General features: G+C 53.6%; 13 protein-coding genes and 1 pseudogene. 10 read left to right on the forward strand and 4 right to left on the reverse strand.

The features are described from left to right. Window positions 1–3 precede the first annotated feature (3 nt). Together OCV69_RS06535 and OCV69_RS06540 are read right to left on the reverse strand one after the other, a co-directional pair. Complete coding sequence (locus OCV69_RS06535) at window positions 4–2,706, reverse strand: heavy metal translocating P-type ATPase (protein WP_158356980.1); 2,703 nt, start codon at window positions 2,704–2,706, stop codon at window positions 4–6. A gap of 210 nt (window positions 2,707–2,916) precedes the next feature. Continuing rightward, window positions 2,917–3,498, reverse strand: a complete 582-nt coding sequence (locus OCV69_RS06540; protein ID WP_022273350.1) for a TetR/AcrR family transcriptional regulator — start codon at window positions 3,496–3,498, stop codon at window positions 2,917–2,919. A gap of 182 nt (window positions 3,499–3,680) precedes the next feature. On the opposite strand from OCV69_RS06540, the gene OCV69_RS06545 reads away from it, so the two are divergent. The 5 genes from OCV69_RS06545 (at window position 3,681) to OCV69_RS06565 (ending at window position 9,550) form a co-directional block, all read left to right on the forward strand. Beyond that, window positions 3,681–5,804, forward strand: coding sequence for an efflux RND transporter permease subunit (locus OCV69_RS06545; RefSeq protein ID WP_262563028.1), 2,124 nt, complete (start codon window positions 3,681–3,683; stop codon window positions 5,802–5,804). After that, window positions 5,801–8,047 (forward strand): hypothetical protein, encoded by a 2,247-nt coding sequence (locus tag OCV69_RS06550; RefSeq protein ID WP_158356982.1) that lies wholly within the window; start codon window positions 5,801–5,803, stop codon window positions 8,045–8,047. The genes OCV69_RS06545 and OCV69_RS06550 overlap by 4 nt, the downstream gene beginning before the upstream one ends. A 106-nt stretch (window positions 8,048–8,153) precedes the next feature. Next, window positions 8,154–8,597 (forward strand): hypothetical protein, encoded by a 444-nt coding sequence (locus OCV69_RS06555; RefSeq protein WP_158356983.1) that lies wholly within the window; start codon window positions 8,154–8,156, stop codon window positions 8,595–8,597. Window positions 8,598–8,617: 20 nt separating this feature from the next. After that, on the forward strand, window positions 8,618–9,163 hold the full coding sequence (locus OCV69_RS06560; RefSeq protein ID WP_158357009.1) for an O-acetyl-ADP-ribose deacetylase: 546 nt from the start codon (window positions 8,618–8,620) through the stop codon (window positions 9,161–9,163). Window positions 9,164–9,184: 21 nt separating this feature from the next. Next, window positions 9,185–9,550 carry a YccF domain-containing protein gene (locus OCV69_RS06565; protein WP_022273357.1) on the forward strand — a complete coding sequence of 122 codons (366 nt, stop codon included), beginning with the start codon at window positions 9,185–9,187 and terminating at the stop codon, window positions 9,548–9,550. Between the two features lie 113 nt (window positions 9,551–9,663). Here OCV69_RS06565 and OCV69_RS06570 read toward each other — a convergent pair. Beyond that, window positions 9,664–11,196 (reverse strand): annotated as a pseudogene (locus OCV69_RS06570) (AbgT family transporter). A gap of 305 nt (window positions 11,197–11,501) precedes the next feature. Here OCV69_RS06570 and OCV69_RS06575 point away from each other — a divergent pair. The 4 genes from OCV69_RS06575 to OCV69_RS06590 all read left to right on the forward strand — a co-directional run bounded on the left by OCV69_RS06575 (window position 11,502) and on the right by OCV69_RS06590 (window position 17,657). Beyond that, complete coding sequence (locus OCV69_RS06575; RefSeq protein ID WP_158357010.1) at window positions 11,502–13,295, forward strand: flavin reductase; 1,794 nt, start codon at window positions 11,502–11,504, stop codon at window positions 13,293–13,295. Between the two features lie 292 nt (window positions 13,296–13,587). Next, window positions 13,588–14,895: a phosphomethylpyrimidine synthase ThiC gene (thiC, locus tag OCV69_RS06580; RefSeq protein ID WP_158356984.1), complete on the forward strand. Its 1,308-nt coding sequence runs from the start codon at window positions 13,588–13,590 to the stop codon at window positions 14,893–14,895. Between the two features lie 12 nt (window positions 14,896–14,907). Next, window positions 14,908–15,417, forward strand: coding sequence for an energy coupling factor transporter S component ThiW (gene thiW / locus OCV69_RS06585; RefSeq protein ID WP_158356985.1), 510 nt, complete (start codon window positions 14,908–14,910; stop codon window positions 15,415–15,417). Between the two features lie 266 nt (window positions 15,418–15,683). Further along, on the forward strand, window positions 15,684–17,657 hold the full coding sequence (locus tag OCV69_RS06590) for an Ig-like domain-containing protein (protein WP_262563029.1): 1,974 nt from the start codon (window positions 15,684–15,686) through the stop codon (window positions 17,655–17,657). A 201-nt stretch (window positions 17,658–17,858) separates the two neighbouring features. Here OCV69_RS06590 and OCV69_RS06595 read toward each other — a convergent pair whose 3' ends face one another. Further along, window positions 17,859–18,458, reverse strand: coding sequence for a hypothetical protein (locus OCV69_RS06595; RefSeq protein WP_158356987.1), 600 nt, complete (start codon window positions 18,456–18,458; stop codon window positions 17,859–17,861). Window positions 18,459–18,634: 176 nt separating this feature from the next. Here OCV69_RS06595 and OCV69_RS06600 point away from each other — a divergent pair, with 176 nt between their 5' ends. After that, a complete protein-coding gene (locus tag OCV69_RS06600; protein WP_022274435.1) occupies window positions 18,635–19,879 on the forward strand; it encodes a M20 family metallopeptidase in 1,245 nt (414 codons plus the stop codon). The last annotated feature ends 62 nt before the right edge of the window (window positions 19,880–19,941 follow it).

Raw genomic sequence — 19,941 nt, forward strand, 5'->3', positions numbered from 1 at the left:
ACATCAGTTTTTCTTATATAATACCCGGATGGAATTTAACACGCAGAGCATGGCCACGCCGGAATCGGCAAATACGGCCATCCACATGGAGGCAAAGCCTGCCAGCCCCAGGATCATGACCAGGACCTTCACGGCCAGGGCGAAGACCACGTTCTGGGTGGCGATGGCCCCGGTCTTTTTTGCAATGCGGATGGATTCGGGAATGGCTTCCATGCTGGAGGTCATGTAGACCACGTCGGCGGCCTCGATGGCTGCGTCAGCTCCGCTGCCCATGGCGGCGCCCACGTCGGCTCCTGCCAGCACCGGCGCGTCGTTGATGCCGTCGCCTACGAACATGGCGTTTCCGGCTTCCTTCCGGAGATTCTGTAAAAGATCCAGCTTATCGCCGGGAAGGAGCTTTGCATATACCCGGTCGATGCCGGTGGAGGAGGCCACGGCGTTTGCAGCGGCTTCGCTGTCTCCGGTGAGCATGGCCGTCTGGATCCCCATTTTCTTAAGGGATGCGATGGCAGCGGACGCCTCCGGTTTTATGGTATCGGAAATGGAAATGGAGCCGGCATATACGCCGTCCTTTGCCAGCAGGACCATGGTGGAGCCGGAGTCTTCCTTAAATCCGGCAAGATCCACCTGGTTTTCCTCCAGAAGTTTCCGGTTTCCGCAGAGGAGCACGCCTGCAGAGGTGACGGCACGGATCCCCTTTCCCGGGATCTCAGCCAGGTCTCTGGGCGTTTCCTCGGAAAGGGACTGGTCTCTGGCAGCCGCCAGAATGCTGATGCCGATGGGATGGGTGGAGGCGGTCTCACAGGCAGCGGCCAGGGCCAGGAGCTCTTCTTTTTTCATGGAGCCGGAGGGAGATACGGTCTGTACCACGAAGTTTCCTTTGGTGATGGTTCCGGTCTTATCCATGACCACGACCTTTACATTCTTTAAGGCCTCCAGAGCGATCCCGCCTTTAAAAAGGATCCCCTTTCTGGATCCGGCTCCGATGCCGGAGAAGAAGGATAGGGGAACGCTTAAGACCAGGGCACAGGGACAGCTGATGACAAGGAAGGTCAGGGCTGTGTAGACCCAGTGGTTCCAGTCTCCTGTAAAGAGAGACGGGAGGATGGCGGTGGCGGCAGCCAGGGCTACTACCACAGGGGTGTAGATCCGGGCGAATTTGGTGATGAACCGTTCCACCTGGGGCTTCTGGGCGGCGGCATTTTCCACAGAATCCAGGATCCTGGTGACCATGGATTCAGAAAGCTCTTTTTCCACCCGGAGCTTTAAGAGGCCGGAGGTGTTGACACAGCCGGATAAAACGGAACTGCCCTCTCTGACGGCCACCGGAACCGGCTCGCCGGTGATGGGGGAGGTATCCAGACGGCTTTCTCCCTCAACGATCACACCGTCCAGGGGGATCCGGTCGCCGGGGCGTACCTGGATCACCTGGCCGATGCGGGCAGACTCGGCAGGGATCTCCCGGATGGAGCCGCCTTCGTCCAGGAGCACGGTTTCCGGACGGAGATCCACAGCGTCCATGATCTGGCTGCGGCTCTTTTCCACAGCCCGGTGCTCAAAGGCCTCGCCGATGCGGTAAAACAGCATTACGCCCACGGCTTCTCCGTATTCCCGGATCACAAAGGCTCCCAGGGTCGCCAGGCTCATAAGGAAGTTTTCATCCATGACATGGCCGGTCTTCATGTTTTTAAGGGCGGTAAAAAGCACGTCCTTCCCCAGGATCAGGTAAGCGATCACAAAGCAGACAATGGAGACGCCGGGCATGGGGCCGGCGAGAAGAGAACCGGCGATGAACAGTCCGGCTCCGGCCAGGATCTCAGGAAGATCGCTGGAATGCTTCTCATTATGAACGTCTTTCTGACGTTTTCCCTCCTCCCGGACCGTGATCCGGGTACCGGGCTCGATCTTATCGGCGATCTCCTGCATTTTGGGAAGGAGGGCCGTACCGGCAGAGGAATAGACCCGGAGCTGCCTGGTGGCAAAGGTGAGGACGGCGTCGTCCACCTCCGGGAGCTCCTTTATTTTCGCCTCGATCTTGGCGGAGCAGTTGGCGCAGTCGATATTTTCCAGGTTGTAGACCACATACGGGGCCTTGGGATTTCTGGATCTGACTTCGATCACTGTGCCGGGCTCGATCTTATCAGCGATCTCCTGCATTTTGGGAAGGAGAGCCGTGCCGGCGGAGGAGTAGACCCGGAGCTGTCTGGTAGCAAAGGTGAGGACGGCGTCGTCCACCTCCGGGAGCTCCTTTATTTTCGCTTCGATCTTGGCAGAGCAGTTGGCGCAGTCAATGTTTTTCATCACATAGACCGTACAGGGGGAGCCTGGGGCATTGTGGTGTCCATGGCTGTGGGAGTGCTCGTGGGAATGTCCGTGTTCGTGGCTGTGTTCATGTCCGCAGCCGCAGGAGCACTGTCCGTCATGGGAGTGCTCGTGAGAATGTTCATGGGAATGTCCATGTTCGTGGCTGTGTTCATGTCCGCAGCCGCAGGAGCAATGCCCGTCGTGGGAGTGCTCGTGGGAATGTCCGTGTTCGTGGCTGTGCTCATGTCCGCAGGAGCATTGCTCGTCATGGGAATGCTCATGACTATGCTCATGGGAATGTTCCTGCTCATGTACGTGCTCGTGGCCGCAGCCGCACCCCTCATGGCCGCAGCTGTTTTCTGCAGGATCTTCCGGTCCGTGCAGATGTTTGTTCTCTTCCATAATTATGCCCTCCGGATGTCTTTTTTTAGATTAGTCAGGATCAACATATGAATAAGTGTTCATATATTGATGATAATATAGACGAGTAAAAAAATCAAGAGGAAAATAAAAAAATCCCGGGGAAATTTCCAGAAAAAACCGGAAACTCCCGGGAGGGCACGGGGCGGCCAGAAAGAGGGAATGCACAGGACACGGAGCGGCCCGGAAAGATCATGCCGCAAAAAAGGACCGGGCCAGGGAAAGGACGGCGTCGCTGGACATGCGGGCGATCTCCTCCTCGGTCTGGGGCATTCCGTTGTCCAGCCATTTTTTAATGATCCCGATAAGGCCATAGGTGATAAATTCAAAAAAGTATTCGGAATCGGCCGTCTGACAGGCGGGATACAGCCGCTCGATGAGCGCGCCGCCGTTTTTACGGATCAGTTCCTTAAATTTAGTCACAAATTCATTGGAAACGTTGTTTTCAAACAGATTTTTGCAGATCTGTTCATTTTCCACGATGTAGTGGACAATGGGAAGCAGCACCGGCATCAGGCCGTTTCCCGGCCTGGAGGGCATATAGGCGGTGATCATCTCCTGGAAGTCCTCCAGCACTCCGTTTTCCATGGCAGTCAGAAGGTCGTATGTATCGGAGTAGTGGAGATAGAAGGTACCCCGGTTTAAGTCAGCCCGTTCTGTGATGTCCTTGATGGTGATGTCCTTAAACGCTTTTTCAGACATAAGCTGTACCAGGCTCTCTTTTAAAAGTTTCTGGGTCCGGCGGACGCGCCGGTCTTCTTTGGGATTTCTCATGGATTTTCCTCCATTTTTGACATATTAAAATTTCCGTGTTCATTAAACAGCAAAACATTAAAATACTAATGATTGCATCCGGTCCTGCGGTATATTATAATACATCCCAGAAGGAAAATCAACAGTATGTATGATAAACATATTTAAAACTAATAACAAAAAAATAATGAGGAATGAAAGCTATGTTGAAAAAAATGGCCCATTTTATTGTTCAAAGAGGAAGGATCATTGAAAAATTCTTTATTGCCATGACCATTCTCTGCGCCGTCTGTTACCCGTTTGTGGGCGTCAACTATGATCTGAGCAAGTATCTTCCAGATTTTGCCCCCACCAAGCAGGCGCTGGATGTGATGGAGCAGGAATTCGGTTATCCCGGCATGGCCCGGATCATGGTAAAGGACGTGACCCTGCCGGAGGCCCGGACCATCCGCCAGAGGATCTCACGGGTGGATGGCGTGGACCTGGTGGTGGGTCCGGACCTGGCCGCCAATGTTTATTCCACAGATGCCTTTATAAAGAACAGCCTGACAGACCGGTTCTATAAAGATGGGAACGCGGTATACCAGATCATTTTTGAGGACGGGGATTCAGATGCCTCCACCCATAAGGCCATAAACGAGATCTATGGCATTGTGGGAAAAGACAGGGGATGCTTTGCCGGGAGCGCCGTTTCCAGTAAGGAGCGTCAGGAATCCATTACCCGGGAGATCGCCATGGCCATTGGAATGGCAGTGGTGATCATCTGGCTGATCCTGACCCTGACCACCACCTCATGGTTTGAGCCGTTCCTGTTTATCCTGGTCATGGCAGTGGCTATCGTGCTGAACATGGGCTCCAACATCATGTTCGGCAGGATCTCCTTCTTTACATTCTCCACAGCGGCGATCCTGCAGCTGGCGGTGTCCATGGACTATTCTATTTTCCTTTTACATACGTATACGGCCATCAAACAGTCGGGAGTGGATTCACGTCCGGCCATGGAGGCCGCCATCGAGAAATCCTGCAGCTCGATCCTGGCCAGCGGCGCGACCACCATCGTGGGCTTCCTGGTCATTGCGCTGATGAAATTTACCATTGGCAGGGATGTGGGCTTCGTCCTTACCAAGGGGATCGTATGCAGCCTGGTGACGGTCCTGTTTCTGATGCCCACGCTGATCCTGCGGTTCGATAAGAAGATCGAGAAAACAGCCCACAGATCCTTCCTTCCGCCGCTGGACGGCCTGGGAAAGCTGATGTACAGGATCCGGATCCCGGTGCTGGCAGCAGCGGCCTTCTGTGCGGTCCCCTGTTACTTTGGACAGTCCATGAACTACTTTTATTACGGGGACGACGCCCTGGGCTCCGGTCCAGGCACCCGGGTCTATGAGGACTCCCGGGCCATCGAGGACGTGTTTGGAAAGTCCAATGTGATCATCGCCATGGTGCCCAACGGGAACGTCATAAAAGAGCGCAGGCTGACAGAGGAGCTGGAGGACCAGGAATTTATCGACTACGCCCTGTCCATGGCCGGGACTCTTCCCCAGGGGATCCCGGAAAGCTTTCTGCCGGAATCCGTTACAAAGCAGCTCCGGACCGGCTCTTACGCCAGGATCCTGATCTCCATGGAGAACAGGGAGGAGAGCAGTTACTCCTTCCAGTGCAGTGAAAAACTGACGGAGATCGTGAAAAAATATTATCCAGAGGACTCCTATGTGATCGGCATGACGCCCACCACCATGGATATCCGGGATATCCTGACCGACGATTACAACCGGGTATCCATCATTTCTCTGGCAGGAGTGGCCCTGGTGGTCATGCTGACCTTCCATTCGGTGATGGTGCCGGTCCTGGTCATCATCCCCATTGAGGTGGCCATTTACTTAAATATGACGATCCCCTATATCATTGGCGACAGCATGGTCTATATCGGCTACATCATCGTAAGCTGCTTACAGCTGGGAGCCACCATTGATTACTCGATCCTTATGACAAACAACTATATGGAGTTCAGAGAGACCATGGGAAGCCGGGATGCGGCGGTCACAGCCATTGCCAAAAGCGCCATCTCCATCCTTACGTCCGGCGGGATCTTGACGGTGGTGGGGTATCTCCTTTATTTTACTTCCTCCATCCAGGCCATTTCCCAGGTAGGAAGGCTGGTGGGAAGGGGCGCGCTGCTTTCTATGATCCTGGTGCTTTCGCTGCTTCCGGCGCTTCTGGCTGCCTTTGATAAGCCCATCCGGCGCCAGCAGCAGAGGGCAGTGGAACGAAGGGCGCGGAGAATGGCGCGGCCGGGAAAACAAACATGCAGGGAGGTACAGGAATGAAAGGTATGGATAAAAAGATAAAGAGAGCCGTCAGCGGGACCCTGGCGGCAGTGATGGCGGCGTCTGCCGGGATCGCCAGCTTCGGCGCGGCCGGAGTTCCGGTCTGCGACGAGGCCATGTACGTGACCATGGACCCCTACGGAGGCATATCGGAAGCCAGTGTGGTGAAAAGCTATGAGCTTCATGGGGCCAGAGAGATCACAGACCGGGGCACCTACCAGGCGGTCCATAACATGACCGGGATGGAGGAGCCGGAGGTGGACGGGGATACGGTGATCTTCCGTCTTCTGGAGGAGCCGGAGAACGACAGGTTCTATTTTGAAGGCCGCATGGAGCCGGAGGAGGTTTCGGAGACCCTGCCCTGGGATATCGCCGTGTCCTACCGTTTAAACGGCGTGGAGCGGAGGCTGGAGGAGCTGGCCCATGAAAAGGGCGTCTTAAAAATCTCCATTGACGCGGTGCCCAACACCGGTACCAGCGAATATTTCAGAAATAATATGACCATGGAGATCGCCGCCGTGGTGGACATGGACCAGAACCTCAGCGTGGAGGCTCCGGGAGCCCAGATCCAGTCCATTGGCAGCATGAAGACCGTGCTGTTTATGGTGATGCCCGGGGAGGAGCAGCATTTTGAGCTGGAGATCGGCAGCAATGACCTGGAGTTTTCCGGTCTGCTGTTTCTCATGGCTCCGGTGACCATCAGCCAGCTGGAGCGGCTGGAGGATCTTAGGAAGGCCAGGGACACGGTGAAGGATTCTGCAGACGCCATCGGGGACAGCCTGGACGTGGTCCTGGACAGTCTGGACGGACTCCAGGGAGGCCTGGGGAGCACGGTGGAGGGCCTGGGACAGCTGGACCGGTCCCGACAGATCCTTTCAGACGCCAAGGGAGGGATCTATGTAGACGCCGATCAGGCCCTGGCTCTTTTAAAGGAGCTGTCTGACCGGGGGATCCCCTTCCCGGCCTATGTGGAGGAGGCCAGAAAGGCCCTGGAGGATATGAATGGGGAATTAAATTCCATGAACACCTCGGTCCAGGCCCTGGACGACCAGCTGGAGAGCCTGGGCTACGGGCTTAAGCATGTGACCATGGACTTAAACGATACCGCAGATCTTCTTTATGATACCCGCCATGATGTGGGAGATCTGGAGGATGGGCTGGCAAGGCTCAGGAAGGATCTGGAGGAGCTGAAGGAGAAAAAAGAGGCCGTCAGGAAGCGGGTGGCAGAGCTTAAGAAAGTGATCGCCAGATTAAAGGAGCTCCAGGAGCAGATCCAGGGCCATGGAGACGTTCTGGGGATCTCCGACCAGGAACGGGAGGAACTGATGGAGCAGCTTTCCGGATTCTGCGGCGGCTTTGCGGATGAGGGCTGGGAGAAGTATGAAGCGATTACAGCCAGCGGCTCCGACGCGGTCGGGGACGCTCTCGGAGACCTGGCCGGCGTGGGGACCGAGATCGCCGGAAAAGGGCTTTCCAGGCTGATCGGGGCCCTGGAGGCCCTGGTGGGAGCGGCTGAAAAGCCATCCAGGCTGGAATCCATGATCGGATCTGTGACCCAGTCCATTTCCACCCTGGAGCATATCATTTACCGGGTACACCGGGACGGGGAATCCCTGGAAAATGTCCTGAGCGATACGGGCGATGTGGCCGATACCCTGAGGCATACAGCGGCCACGGGCCAGAGTCTGGTGGAGCATGTGGACCGGCTCACCGGGATCTTAAATACGTATCACGGCACAGCCTCTTCGTCCCTTAAGGATACGGGGCTTCTGATCGACAGCGCCGTGCAGGGGACGGACGCCATGCACACCCTGCTTTCCAACGTGGAGGAAAGCCTTAAAAAAGCCGGAGAGCCCCTGGATGCAGGAACGAAAAAGACCATTGAGGGCTTAAGCTCCGCCCTTTCCGCAGCTCTTTCCGGGCTTTCTGAGACCGGAGTGATCCGGGATGCGAAAAATACCGTGGAGGATCTGGCTGATGAAAAATGGGAGGAATATACGGGAGAGGATATGACCATTCTCAATGCCGATATCCATGCAGAAAAGGTTTCCTTTACCTCCGGGGAGAATCCGGAGCCCCAGAGCCTCCAGATCATCCTGCGGACGGAGGGCACAAAGGAAACAGAGGAAGACAGTGTACCGGCCATGAGTGAGGATTTCCAGGCTGAGGGAAACATCTTCCAGCGTCTCTGGAGCATCCTGGTGAGGATTGCAGAGGCCGTGGCCGGAGTTTTCCGGGGATAGTGGAGAAATGTAAGGAGTCCGTAAGCAAACGTTAAAATATGGAAGGGGGAATTCTGGTATAATAAAAGAAACAAATGAAAGCTGCTGAGAAAGGAGGGAGGAACAGGTGACATGGAAGAAGAAATGGATCCTGCCCTGCCTCCTGGCAGTTTTTCTGACGGGCTGCCAGGGTGGGAAACAAGAAATCCCATATATCAGCGATGGAAGCGTTTCTTGGGATGCAGTGGAAAAGGCTGAGATCTACGGAGGCGGCTGCGCCGTCCCGCCCACGGGAACCATAAGTGGAGAAAACGGACTTGAGGAGCTGGTGGAGGCAGCGCTGGAGACAGAGGGATACCGGCTGCTGCCGGAAAAGGAATGGCTGGAGGGGACCATGGACCTCTGGGTGAGATTCGATAACGGGGTGGTTATCGGTCTGTACCAGGATGCGAATTATGGATATATCGGCACGGAGCTGGATGTCATCGGGGAGGGACCCTTCTATTCGTTTCCAGAGAAATTTTATGACCTGGCATTCCAGGCAAAGGAACAGCAGTCTGCGGACCAGTGAGAGGAGAGACTATGGAATTTATGGAAAACAATGAGAACCAAAGACAGAAAGCGGCCGCCTCCCGCTTCTCCATCGTCCAGGGAGATATCACAACGTTTGCTGTGGACGCCATTGCCAACGCGGCCAATACTAGCCTTCTGGGCGGAGGCGGAGTGGACGGCGCCATCCACCGGGCGGCAGGTCCGGAGCTTTTGGCAGAATGCCGGACCCTGGGCGGCTGTGCCACCGGCCAGGCAAAGCTCACTGGCGGTTACCGGCTTCCAGCCCGTTTCGTGCTCCATACGCCGGGGCCTGTCTGGAACGGCGGAGGAGACGGAGAGGAAGCTCTGTTAAAAAGCTGTTACGAAAGCTGCCTTAAGCTGGTGGCAGAGAATGGATGCAAAACCGTGGCCTTTCCGTCCATCAGTACGGGGATCTATGGATTTCCCCTGGAGAAGGCCGCTCCCATCGCCGTGGGGACCATTCTCCGGTTTTTGGAGGACCACCAGGATATGGAGGTGCAGATGGTCTGCTTTGACGGCCGGACCAGGAACGCTTATGAGGAGGCGTTTAAGGACTGGGGATAAACGGAGGGAGGAGGAAGGAAAATGGGAATTCTTGGAAATGTTTTATGGTTTATTTTTGGAGGAGCCATCGGGGGCCTAAGCTGGTGCCTGACGGGCTGCCTCTGGTGCATCACTGTCATTGGGATCCCGGTGGGGCTCCAATGCTTTAAGCTGGCGTCCTTAAGCTTTTTCCCTTTTGGGAAGGAGGTTCGGTACGGCGGAGGCGCAGGCTCCTTTCTTCTGAACGTGATCTGGCTTCTGGTATCGGGGCTTCCCCTGGCCCTGGAGCATGTGGCCATGGGCCTGCTCCTCTGTGTGACCATTCTGGGGATCCCCTTCGGTCTCCAGCAGTTTAAGCTGGCAAAGCTGGCTCTCCTGCCCTTTGGGGCAGAGGTGGTCATCCTGTGATCAGACTGGAACGGAAAAAGCCGTCCGGCTTCCGGCCGGAGTACGTTTTCACACGTATTCCGGAGAGGGAAGCCGGACGGCTTTTTATATGGCAGGATCCTGCCATGCAGAAGCTACATGGCTGCGGGCATGAATACATTGATGCCGGGGCCGATGGGAAGGTCTAAAAGCATCCAGGCAACCAGTAAGAGGATCCAGAAGACCTCCAGGATCACGGCTACCATCAGGTTGCAGGAGATGATCTGGCCGATCTTTAAGTTCTTATCGTACTTGGCCTGGGCCACGCTTAAAAGCATCCAGAGATAAGCGGAGGTGGGGCCGAAGAGGTTTCCAGCGGAGTCGCCCAGACGGTAAATGATCTGGGTAAAGCCGGGATGGTAGTCCAGCAGCAGGAACATGGGAACGAAGATCGGAGCGAAGATCGCCCATTTTGCAGAGCCGGAGCTGAAGAATACGTCCACCAGGGTTACGAGGATAATGAAGCCGATGCACATGGGGATCCCCGTAAAGCCGATGCTTTCCAGGAAATCTGCGCCTGCAATGGCGGACATGGCTCCCAGGTTGGTCCAGGAGAACAGGCCCTGGAACTGTCCGCAGAAGAAACAGAAGCCCACGTAGGTACCCATGGCAGCCATCTGCTTCACAATGGCCTTATGGATATCCACCAGTCCCTTAAAGTTTCCGGAGGCATAGCCGTAGGAAACGCCTGCGATGACGAACAGAAGGAAGATAATGGGGATCAGGCCCTTTAAGAACGGAGAACCGATGAGGCCGCCGTCCTCGGCTGCAATGACTCCTGTGAAGAACAGGACCAGCAGACAGGCCACATAGACCAGGGTCGAGATCCCGGAGGCCCGGAGCCCCTTTTTCTCAGACGGAGTCAGGTCTTCCATTTTTTCCAGTTCGCCGTGGTAAACGCCGAATCTGGGCTCCACGATCTTCTGTACAAGGATTCCGATAACGACTACACAGAGAACAGTGGAAGCGATCTTAAAGATCCAGTTGCAGGTCACGTCCACGGTGAAAGCGGAATCGCCCATAAAGGAGGCCAGGGTATCGTTGGTGATCCCCATAAGGAGCGTATCTGTACCGGAGATGACCGGATTGGCGGCGTAGCCCACCTAGGCTCCGATATAGCCGCAGATCATACCGGCCACCGGATGCTTTCCAACACCCATGAAGGCCATGGCAGCCAGGGGCGGTACCATAACGCTGGCGGCGTCGGAGGCCAGGTTTCCGATGATGCCGATGAGCACGCATACATAGGGGACCAGGGCAGCGGGAACATTTTTCATGGAGCTTCTTAAAAGAGAATTGAGCATCCCGGCTTCCTCACAGATACCGGTGCCGATGGTCATGGTAAGCACAAGACCAAGGGGGGCGAAGCCGGTGAAGTTTTTCACCATATTGTCCAGGAACCAGAGAAGGCCTTCTTTTGAAAAGAAGTTCTTTGACATGACGATCTCTCCGGTGGCCGGATTGGTGAGACTGGTTCCCAGGAAAGTGAAGATCGTTCCCAGGATGGCCACAATAAAGAACAGGAACACGAACAGCATGGTCGGCGGCGGCAGCTTATTGCAGACAGTCTCAACTCCGTCCATGAAACGGGCCAGCAACGGTTTCTTCTCTACGGTCTTTTCTTTCATGGCATTTCCCCCTTTAGTAAATATTTGGAAAAAGTGTGTTGAATACTATACCATGATATCATATATTGTACAAAGAATCCAGGGAAATTTCCGATATTTAGCAGATAATTAGCATATTATATTGAAAACATGGAGGTGTTACACAAAAACCACAAACGATTCGGAATGTTTTGTATCAGGCTGGAAACATGGTCCCGCCAGTCTTGAAAATCCGGCGGGATTGTAGTAAAATTAACATTGTATGCAGCGGCGCGGAACGCGCAGGGACAGACAATGGATTCAATAAGAAAAGGAGAATGAGATCTGTGTATATTACCGACGATATCATTTATGCAGGCGTCAACGACCATCAGGTGGATCTGTTTGAGGGACAGTATCAGGTCCCAAATGGAATGGCCTACAATTCCTATGTGATAAAAGATGAAAAAATTGCCGTTATGGATACGGTGGATGGAAAGTTCACCCATGAATGGCTGGACAATGTGGAGAAGGCCCTGGCAGGAAGAAAGCCGGATTATCTGGTGGTCCAGCATATGGAGCCGGACCACTCGGCCAATATCCAGAATTTTATGAAGGCCTATCCAGAGGCAGTGATCGTGGCCAATGCAAAGACCTTCTGTATGGTTGGGAATTTCTTCCGCTCCATGGATTTAGAGAGCCGGACCCTGGAGGTGAAAAACGGGGACAGCCTTTCCCTGGGAAAACATGTGTTAAATTTTGTGTTTGCTCCCATGGTCCACTGGCCGGAGGTCATGGTGACCTATGACAGCACGGATAAGGTCCTGTTTTCTGCCGACGGCTTCGGAAAATTCGGGGCTCTGGATGTGGAAGAGGACTGGGATGACGAGGCGAGACGGTATTATATCGGGATCGTGGGCAAGTATGGGGCACAGGTGCAGAACCTGTTAAAGGCGGCCTCTGCGCTGGATATCCAGACCATCTGCCCCCTGCACGGACCGGTGTTAAAGGAAAATCTGGGCCACTATCTGGAAAAATACCATACCTGGTCTTCCTACGGGGTGGAGGACGACGGCGTGGTCATCGCTTATACATCCGTATATGGAAATACGAAAAAGGCGGCTGAGACGCTGGCAGCGAAGCTGACGGAAAAGGGCTGCCCCAGAGTGGTCTTATGCGATCTGGCCCGGATGGATATGTCAAAGGCTGTGGAAAACGCCTTCCGTTACGGCAAGCTGGTACTGGCCACCACCACCTATAATGCCGATATTTTCCCCTTCATGCGGGAATTCATCGACCATCTGACGGAGCGGGGCTTTAAAAAGCGCACGGTGGGACTGATGGAAAACGGCTCCTGGGCTCCCATGGCAGCAAAGATCATGAAGGGAATGCTGGAGGGCTCCAAGGACATCACCTGGCTCAATACGACTGTAAAGATCACCTCCTCCTTAAGCGAGGATAATTTAAAGGAGATCGATACCATGGCCGAGGAGCTGTGCCGGGAGTATATCGCCAGATCCGATGAAAAGGCCAATAAGCACGACATGACCGCTTTATTTAAGATCGGCTACGGTCTTTATGTGGTCACCTCCAACGACGGGACCAGGGATAATGGACTGATCGTCAATACGGTGAGCCAGCTGACGGATAATCCGTTCCGGGTGGAGGTGAACATCAATAAGGCCAATTATTCCCATCATGTGATCAAAAAGACAGGGATCTTAAACGTCAACTGTCTGTCTGTGGAAGCGCCCTTTGAGGTATTCCAGAATTTCGGCTTCCAGAGCGGACGGAACGTGGATAAATTTGAAAGCTGGGAGACATGCCGGTCCGATAACGGTCTGGTGTTCCTTCCCAAGTACATCAACGCCTTCATGTCCTTAAAGGTGGAGCAGTACGTGGATCTGGATACCCACGGCATGTTCATCTGTACCGTTACAGAGGCCCGTGTCATGAGCGATAAGGAGACCATGACCTATACGTATTACCAGAAGAATGTGAAGCCGAAGCCGGAAACAGACGGCAAAAAGGGCTTTGTCTGCAAGATCTGCGGATACATTTATGAGGGAGATACCCTTCCCGACGACTATATTTGTCCCTTATGCAAGCATGGAGCGGCGGATTTTGAGCCCATCGGGTAAATATCAGGTTTTTCTTGCAATCTGGAAAAATCGTGGTATGATAATACCATGCACATCAGATGTGCCGGGGCCGCACAGAAGGGCGGAACTGTAAATTGAATATGGAAAAAGAGGGAGCTTGCCGCGGCAGGCTGAGAGGGAATGAAGGAACGATTCCGACCTGTTGAACCTGATACGGATAATGCCGGCGTAGGAATGAAGCGAGTCATTGGAGGAACTTATCCGTTTGGGATAGGTTCCTTTTTTTCATGTTTCTTTCCTCTTTTTCAAAAATCATGGAAGGAGAGCGGATATGGATTACACAACACAGATGGACGCGGCCAGAAAGGGGATCATTACCCGGGAAATGGAGCTGGTGGCCAGAAAAGAGAAGAGGACGGCGGAGGAGATCCGTCAGTGGGTGGCAGAGGGCCGGGCGGCCATTCCCTGCAACCGGGTCCATAAGGCCCTGGATCCCAACGGCATCGGCTCCATGCTGAAGACGAAGATCAATGTGAACCTTGGGACATCCAGAGACTGCATGGATCTGGACACGGAGGTGGAGAAGGTGAACCGGGCCGTGGTCATGGGCGCAGAGTCGATCATGGATCTCAGCTCCTTTGGGGATACCCGTGTGTTCCGGAGACGGCTTACAGCGGAATGTCCTGCCATCATTGGTACTGTGCCCATTTACGATGCAGTGGTATATTATCACAAGGCCTTAAAGGAGATCACCACCGAGGAGTGGCTGGATATCGTCCGGATGCACGCGGAGGACGGCGTGGACTTTATGACCATCCACTGCGGCATCAACCGGTCAACGGCAAAGCGCTTTAAAGAAAACCGGCGTCTCACCAATATCGTTTCCCGGGGCGGCTCCATTATCTTTGCGTGGATGGAGATGACGGGGAAGGAAAACCCGTTTTATGAGCATTTTGACGACATCCTGGAGATCTGCCGGGAGTACGACGTGACCTTAAGCCTGGGAGACGCCTGCCGTCCGGGCTGTCTTAAGGATGCCAGCGATATTTCCCAGATCGAGGAATTAGTGACCCTGGGAGAGCTTACGAGGAGGGCCTGGGAAAAGGATGTCCAGGTGATCATCGAGGGGCCGGGCCATATGCCCTTAAACCAGATCGAGGCCAATATGCGGATCCAGCAGGAGATCTGCAAGGGAGCCCCGTTTTATGTTCTGGGACCGCTGGTGACCGACGTGGCCCCAGGATATGACCATATTACGGCAGCCATTGGAGGAGCCCTGGCAGCAGCGGCAGGCGCGTCCTTCCTCTGCTATGTGACTCCGGCGGAGCATTTAAGGCTTCCCAATGTGGAGGATGTGAAGGAGGGGATCATCGCGTCCCGGATCGCTGCTCATGCGGCGGATATCGCCAAGGGGATCCCGTCGGCCATGGACTGGGACAATGAAATGAGCCTGGCAAGAAAAAATCTGGACTGGGAGAAGATGTTTTCCCTGGCCATTGATCCGGAAAAGGCCAGACGGTACCGGGCAGAGGCAAAGCCGGAGAAGGAAGATACATGTTCCATGTGCGGGAATTTCTGCGCGGTAAAGAATATGAACCGGATCCTGGACGGAGAGATCGTAAATATTTTTGAAGAGTAGGGGGAGAGGATCATGAAGATTTCTTTGAAAAAAACAGTAACAGCGGCCATGCTGGCGGCGCTGACCGTGGCGTTATCGGGCTTTTATATCCCCATCGGGGTATCCAAATGCTATCCCATCCAGCATATGGTGAACGTTTTGTGCGCTGTATTTTTAGGCCCCGGCTACGGAGTCATGGCGGCCTTCTGTACCTCTCTGATCCGGAACCTCATGGGAACCGGAAGCCTTCTGGCCTTTCCGGGGAGCATGGTGGGGGCGCTGCTCTGCGGCATCCTGTATGAGAAAACGGGAAAGCTGCTGCCCACATACCTGGGAGAGGTAATTGGAACAGGAATCCTGGGCGGGATGCTCTGTTACCCGGTGGCAGTGGTCCTCATGGGAAAAGAGGCGGCGCTTTTTACGTATGTGATGCCCTTCCTTATGAGCACCTGCTGCGGGACCATCATGGCTGCGGCCTTTGTGGGAGTGCTGGAAAAGAGCCATGTGATCTCTTATATCCGGGGAGTTATGGGGGACGCATAAAGCAGGGGAAAACGATCTGGAAAATGTGCGGAAATCCTGGAAAACTTTACGGCATCCATTGACACCCGGGGGGGGGGTATGATAAGATGAGAACGTATACATCAGAACCTGGGAACTGCATGTAATGTGTACATTCTGCGGGGAACGGACCGGGTGTATGCAGGGAATGATCTCTGAGACTGGCAGATCCGGTAATACAGGAAAATGCCGGAATATGCTGGGAAGGGAGTGAAAAAAGTAAAGAAAGGCAGGAATGTAAAATGCACATGAAAACAAAATGGCTGAAGCGCTTGACCGCCGCAGCCCTCAGCATCGGCATGGCATTCGCACCGGCAGTTGCCGGGTCCGGACTGACCTATGCAGATGTGAAGGCTCCGGAGCGGGACGGCAGGATTATGGCAGCCTCCGGTTCGGAAGCGACTCCGGGTGATGCGACACCCAGTAATGTAAGCGTTAACTTTACCGAAGAATCAAAGACCGTAACATTTGGAGACGAATTTACCGTGCGGGTCGTAACAAGCCCTGCGAATGCTGAGGTAAAGTGGGGGTATGAAAATGAGGACGTTATTGCCTTTGCAGACCCGGCAGAAAATTATGATCCGCAGGTAAGCCATGGGGAGATGACGTATAAGGCGGTTGGAGCAGGATCCAGTGAAATCTATGTTAAGATCTATGACCCCGCCTATGAGGACCTTGAATCCGCAGAGGACGTTCTGAAGGTAACTGTAAATAAACTCAAGCTTGAATTAGAAACCAGCAGCTTATCATTAGAAGTATCTAAGCAGCAGAAGCTTCCATTAACAACAAAGGTTCCGGCAGGAACGATTCTCAACTGGTCTTCTGATAAAGAGTCTGTGGCAAAGGTTGACCAGTCTGGTAATGTGACTGCTGTGGCAGAGGGAACTGCAACGATCACTGTTTCAGCAGGTCACTGTGAGCCGGCTTCCTGTACAGTAACCGTAGGAAAAACTCCGGAACCGGCCATAACAGAGCTTAAGCTTGAATCCTCTGAGCTTCTTCTTACAAAGGGCAGCAAGGGGACGCTGAAGGTGACCAACAAACCGGAGAATACAGAACTCAAATGGGATTCTGCAGATCCGAAGGTCGCTGCAGTGGAGAATGGTGTTGTAACAGCCCTGGCAGCAGGAGAGACTACGATCACTGTAAGCGGAGAGAACTGCAAAGAGGCATCAGCTGTTGTTACTGTAACGGAAGAAACAGGAGCTGTCCTGGAAGGCGACAGTGAGGTAACTGTTTCTGTAAACAAGGCAGCAGTTGAAGTTTCCAGGGAGAATCTTCCGGATTCTGTGACTGCCCAGCAGCTGGCAGACGCTAAGAATGCGGCAGTAGAGTCAGCTCTGAACAGCGTGAAGAATAATACAGCAGTTCTGGAGCCTGCCGAAGGCTTAAAGGAGGCTGTGAATGTTAAGCTTCCGGAAGGCTATAAGGGCGTAAGCCGTGTGGATTCTGAGCTGAAGGATATGGAAATGATCGCGGAAATGGCAGACGGCAAGCTTGTGGTACGTCCCAGCAGGCTGGTTTACGATGCATCCGTGGCCATGGACGTGTTTGACGAGAATGGAAACTTGAAGACTCCCGACCGAAAGGTTGTCAACAGCGAGCTGGATGGATATATCACCTTCCGTCTTGCTGTTCCGAAGACCGTGACAGAAAAATATGCCCAGATCGTTCATAAGAGCGCGGGCTATTCCGATTCCAGTATCAGCAATCTCGAGATCCAGAACAAAGGTACAGACAACGCCTATATTTCCGTTAAAGTCCGCCACTTCAGCGAATTTGACGTAACATTTACAAACTCCAGAGTAAGCACTGGCTCCTCCGGAAGTTCCGGCGGCAGCGGCGGAAGCAGATCCTATAAGGCTCCCACAGAAGGAACATGGGTGAAGGATGCCGCAGGCTGGTGGTATAAATTCCCGAACCACACCTGGCCGGCAAACTGCTGGACCCAGCTTACCTGGAACGGCGTGAGCCAGTGGTACCGCTTCAATGAGGCTGGTTACATGGTAGCTGGCTGGTATCTGGATACGGATGGAAACTGGTATTTCTTACATAACGTATCCGATGGTACCCAGGGTCATATGTACACTGGATGGCATCAGATCGAAGGCAAGTGGTACTATTTCCGCGAGAACGCAGGCGGCCCCGTAGGCTCCCTGGTCGTGAATGGGACCACACCGGACGGCTACACTGTAGACGCCAGCGGCGCATGGATCCAGTAGCCTGAACTGAATAAGATGGAAAGAAAGTGCTCCGGTCATATGGCCGGAGCATTTTTTATTTGATAGGAAATTCCTATCAAATAAAAAAGCACTTCGTGCAGAATCGCACTGCGGCGGTATGGAATTTCGTCGCAAATGCGACCCGCCGCAGGCGGAGAATCCTGCAAGAGCAGGATTCTTTTTTACCTTTAGAAACGGATTTTAGCGGTAGTATACGGTATCCCTCATGGTAAAGGAGCCCTCGTTGGAGAATTTGATGTTTCTGGAATGGAGGGAGTCTTTATATTCCAGGGAATTTACCTTTTTGAAGCTGTAGATCCCATCAAAGGAGCCGTCTTCATCATAGTACATACCCACCAGGCTGTCGTCAGCGCCCAGATTTAACTCCATATAATCGCCGTCTTCAGAAGTATAAGTTCCGATCAGATCGTAGGCATCATATTCATAGGAAGCTTCACCGGAGTTCTCTCCATCTTCCTCATCATTTCTAGCGTTTTCTTCCAGGTCGAACTGGAGCTGTACGCCTCCGTCCACGATCCAGGCCCCGTCCTTATTGACCTGGTAGTTGTCCGGTGTGGTCGTATCTGAGAGCATGTAGCCGTCGTTTCCAAAGTAATAGCATTCAAAGGTACCGTCCTTATTTCCGTCCAGCCATTTCCATTCGGCTGCGGGATTGGAGCCGTCGTCGTTGAGCCACCACCAGCCGGTGTCATTGGATTTCCATTCTCCTGCAAAGGCGGTGAGGCCTGCGGCTGCGGTCATTGCTGTGGTTAAGACCAGGGTCATGATTTTTTTCTTCATATTAAAATCCTCCTAAAGCTATGTAAGTTTGTGTTTCATTTTCTTATAGCATCATAGTAACAAAGGTATGTGTAGAAATTGTGAAATCTTTTAGGAAAAAATGGGAGATTTATGTGGCAAATTTATGGCAGATTTGCTATGCTGTATGTGGAATAAATTTTTATAGGAGGATACAGATGGAATATAAGGTTTCAGAACAGGTACGCCAGAAATTTGACGCCCTCGTAAAAGACGAAAAGGTTCAGAAGGCACTGAAGTTTATGGAAGAAGACCAGGATGCGGTCATCGACCGTCAGATCGAGCTGACCCTGATCCCCGCCCCCACCTACCATGAGCAGAAGAAGGCAGAACGTATGCTGGAAATGTTTAAGGAAGAGGGACTTTCCGACTGTCACATTGACGAATACGGCAACTGTGTGGGGATCCGTAAGGGCACCGGCGGCGGAAAAACGACCCTGGTGGAAGGCCATATGGATACTGTATTCGCCCTGGATACGGAGCTTAAGATCGTCCGGGAGGACGGCTTTATCAAATGCCCCGGAATCGTAGACGATACAAGAGGCTGTGCGGCCGTTCTTTCCACGATCCGGGCTTTAAACGCCGCCGGGATCCAGACAAAGGGTGATATCCACTTTGTGGGAACGGTACAGGAGGAAGGAACCGGCGCTTTAAAGGGAATGAAGTATTATGTGGACCATCATCCGGAGCTGGAGGCCAGCATTTCTGTGGACGGACCCGGCTACCAGGAGATCACTTATGAGGCCACAGGCATCCAGACGTATGAGGTGAACTTCAACGGAATCGGCGGCCATGCGTGCGGCATGTTTGGAAAGGTGGCAAACCCGCTCCATGCGGCGGCCAGAGCCATTGCCAAGATCTCGGAATTCCGTGTTCCCGCAGATCCCATGACGACATTTGCAGTGACCAACTTCCATGCGGGAAGCTTTGAGGCGGTCCATGCCATCGTTCCCACAGCCCAGATCCGCTTTAACTTCCGCTCCAATTCCCAGGAGGAGCTGGAGAAGCTCCGTGACCGGATCTTTGCTGCCATCGACGAGGCATGTAAGGAGGAGACAGACCGCTGGGGCATGGATACCATCACATATGAAGTGAAGCATATCTGTGACGTCAACGCCGGTCATCAGGATTCCCACGCGTCCATCGTGGAAGGAGCCATGGCGGCGGCAGAATTCCTTGGCTGTGCAGAGCCGAAGCTTGGAAACGGCGGCTCCACCAACTGCAACCGGGCCCTGGAAGCCGGACTTCCGGCTGTCTGTCTTGGAGGCGGCTGTGATTATGACTGCCAGTGCCATACCCTGGACGAGCAGTTTAAGGTGGAGGATGCCTTCAAGGGCTGCCAGCAGACGCTCCTCATGACTCTGCTCTGCGCCGGAACAGAAATGACGGAAAGCATCATTTAGCTTGCGCCGCCAGGCAGAAGGAAGTATTCTGATAAGGCTGGTATATTATAGGAAAAGAGGGA

This window comes from Alitiscatomonas aceti, from assembly GCF_025567195.1.
Taxonomy (GTDB): Bacteria; Bacillota; Clostridia; order Lachnospirales; family Lachnospiraceae; genus Alitiscatomonas; species Alitiscatomonas aceti.

Bases quoted from the DNA above. Each gene is read 5' to 3' on its own strand.
- OCV69_RS06535 (WP_158356980.1), bottom strand. From the start codon at position 2,706: ATGGAAGAGAACAAACATCTGCACGGACCGGAAGATCCTGCAGAAAAC.
- OCV69_RS06540 (WP_022273350.1), bottom strand. From the start codon at position 3,498: ATGAGAAATCCCAAAGAAGACCGGCGCGTCCGCCGGACCCAGAAACTT.
- OCV69_RS06545 (WP_262563028.1), top strand. From the start codon at position 3,681: ATGTTGAAAAAAATGGCCCATTTTATTGTTCAAAGAGGAAGGATCATT.
- OCV69_RS06550 (WP_158356982.1), top strand. From the start codon at position 5,801: ATGAAAGGTATGGATAAAAAGATAAAGAGAGCCGTCAGCGGGACCCTG.
- OCV69_RS06560 (WP_158357009.1), top strand. From the start codon at position 8,618: ATGGAAAACAATGAGAACCAAAGACAGAAAGCGGCCGCCTCCCGCTTC.
- OCV69_RS06565 (WP_022273357.1), top strand. From the start codon at position 9,185: ATGGGAATTCTTGGAAATGTTTTATGGTTTATTTTTGGAGGAGCCATC.
- thiC (WP_158356984.1), top strand. From the start codon at position 13,588: ATGGATTACACAACACAGATGGACGCGGCCAGAAAGGGGATCATTACC.
- thiW (WP_158356985.1), top strand. From the start codon at position 14,908: ATGAAGATTTCTTTGAAAAAAACAGTAACAGCGGCCATGCTGGCGGCG.
- OCV69_RS06590 (WP_262563029.1), top strand. From the start codon at position 15,684: ATGAAAACAAAATGGCTGAAGCGCTTGACCGCCGCAGCCCTCAGCATC.
- OCV69_RS06595 (WP_158356987.1), bottom strand. From the start codon at position 18,458: ATGAAGAAAAAAATCATGACCCTGGTCTTAACCACAGCAATGACCGCA.
- OCV69_RS06600 (WP_022274435.1), top strand. From the start codon at position 18,635: ATGGAATATAAGGTTTCAGAACAGGTACGCCAGAAATTTGACGCCCTC.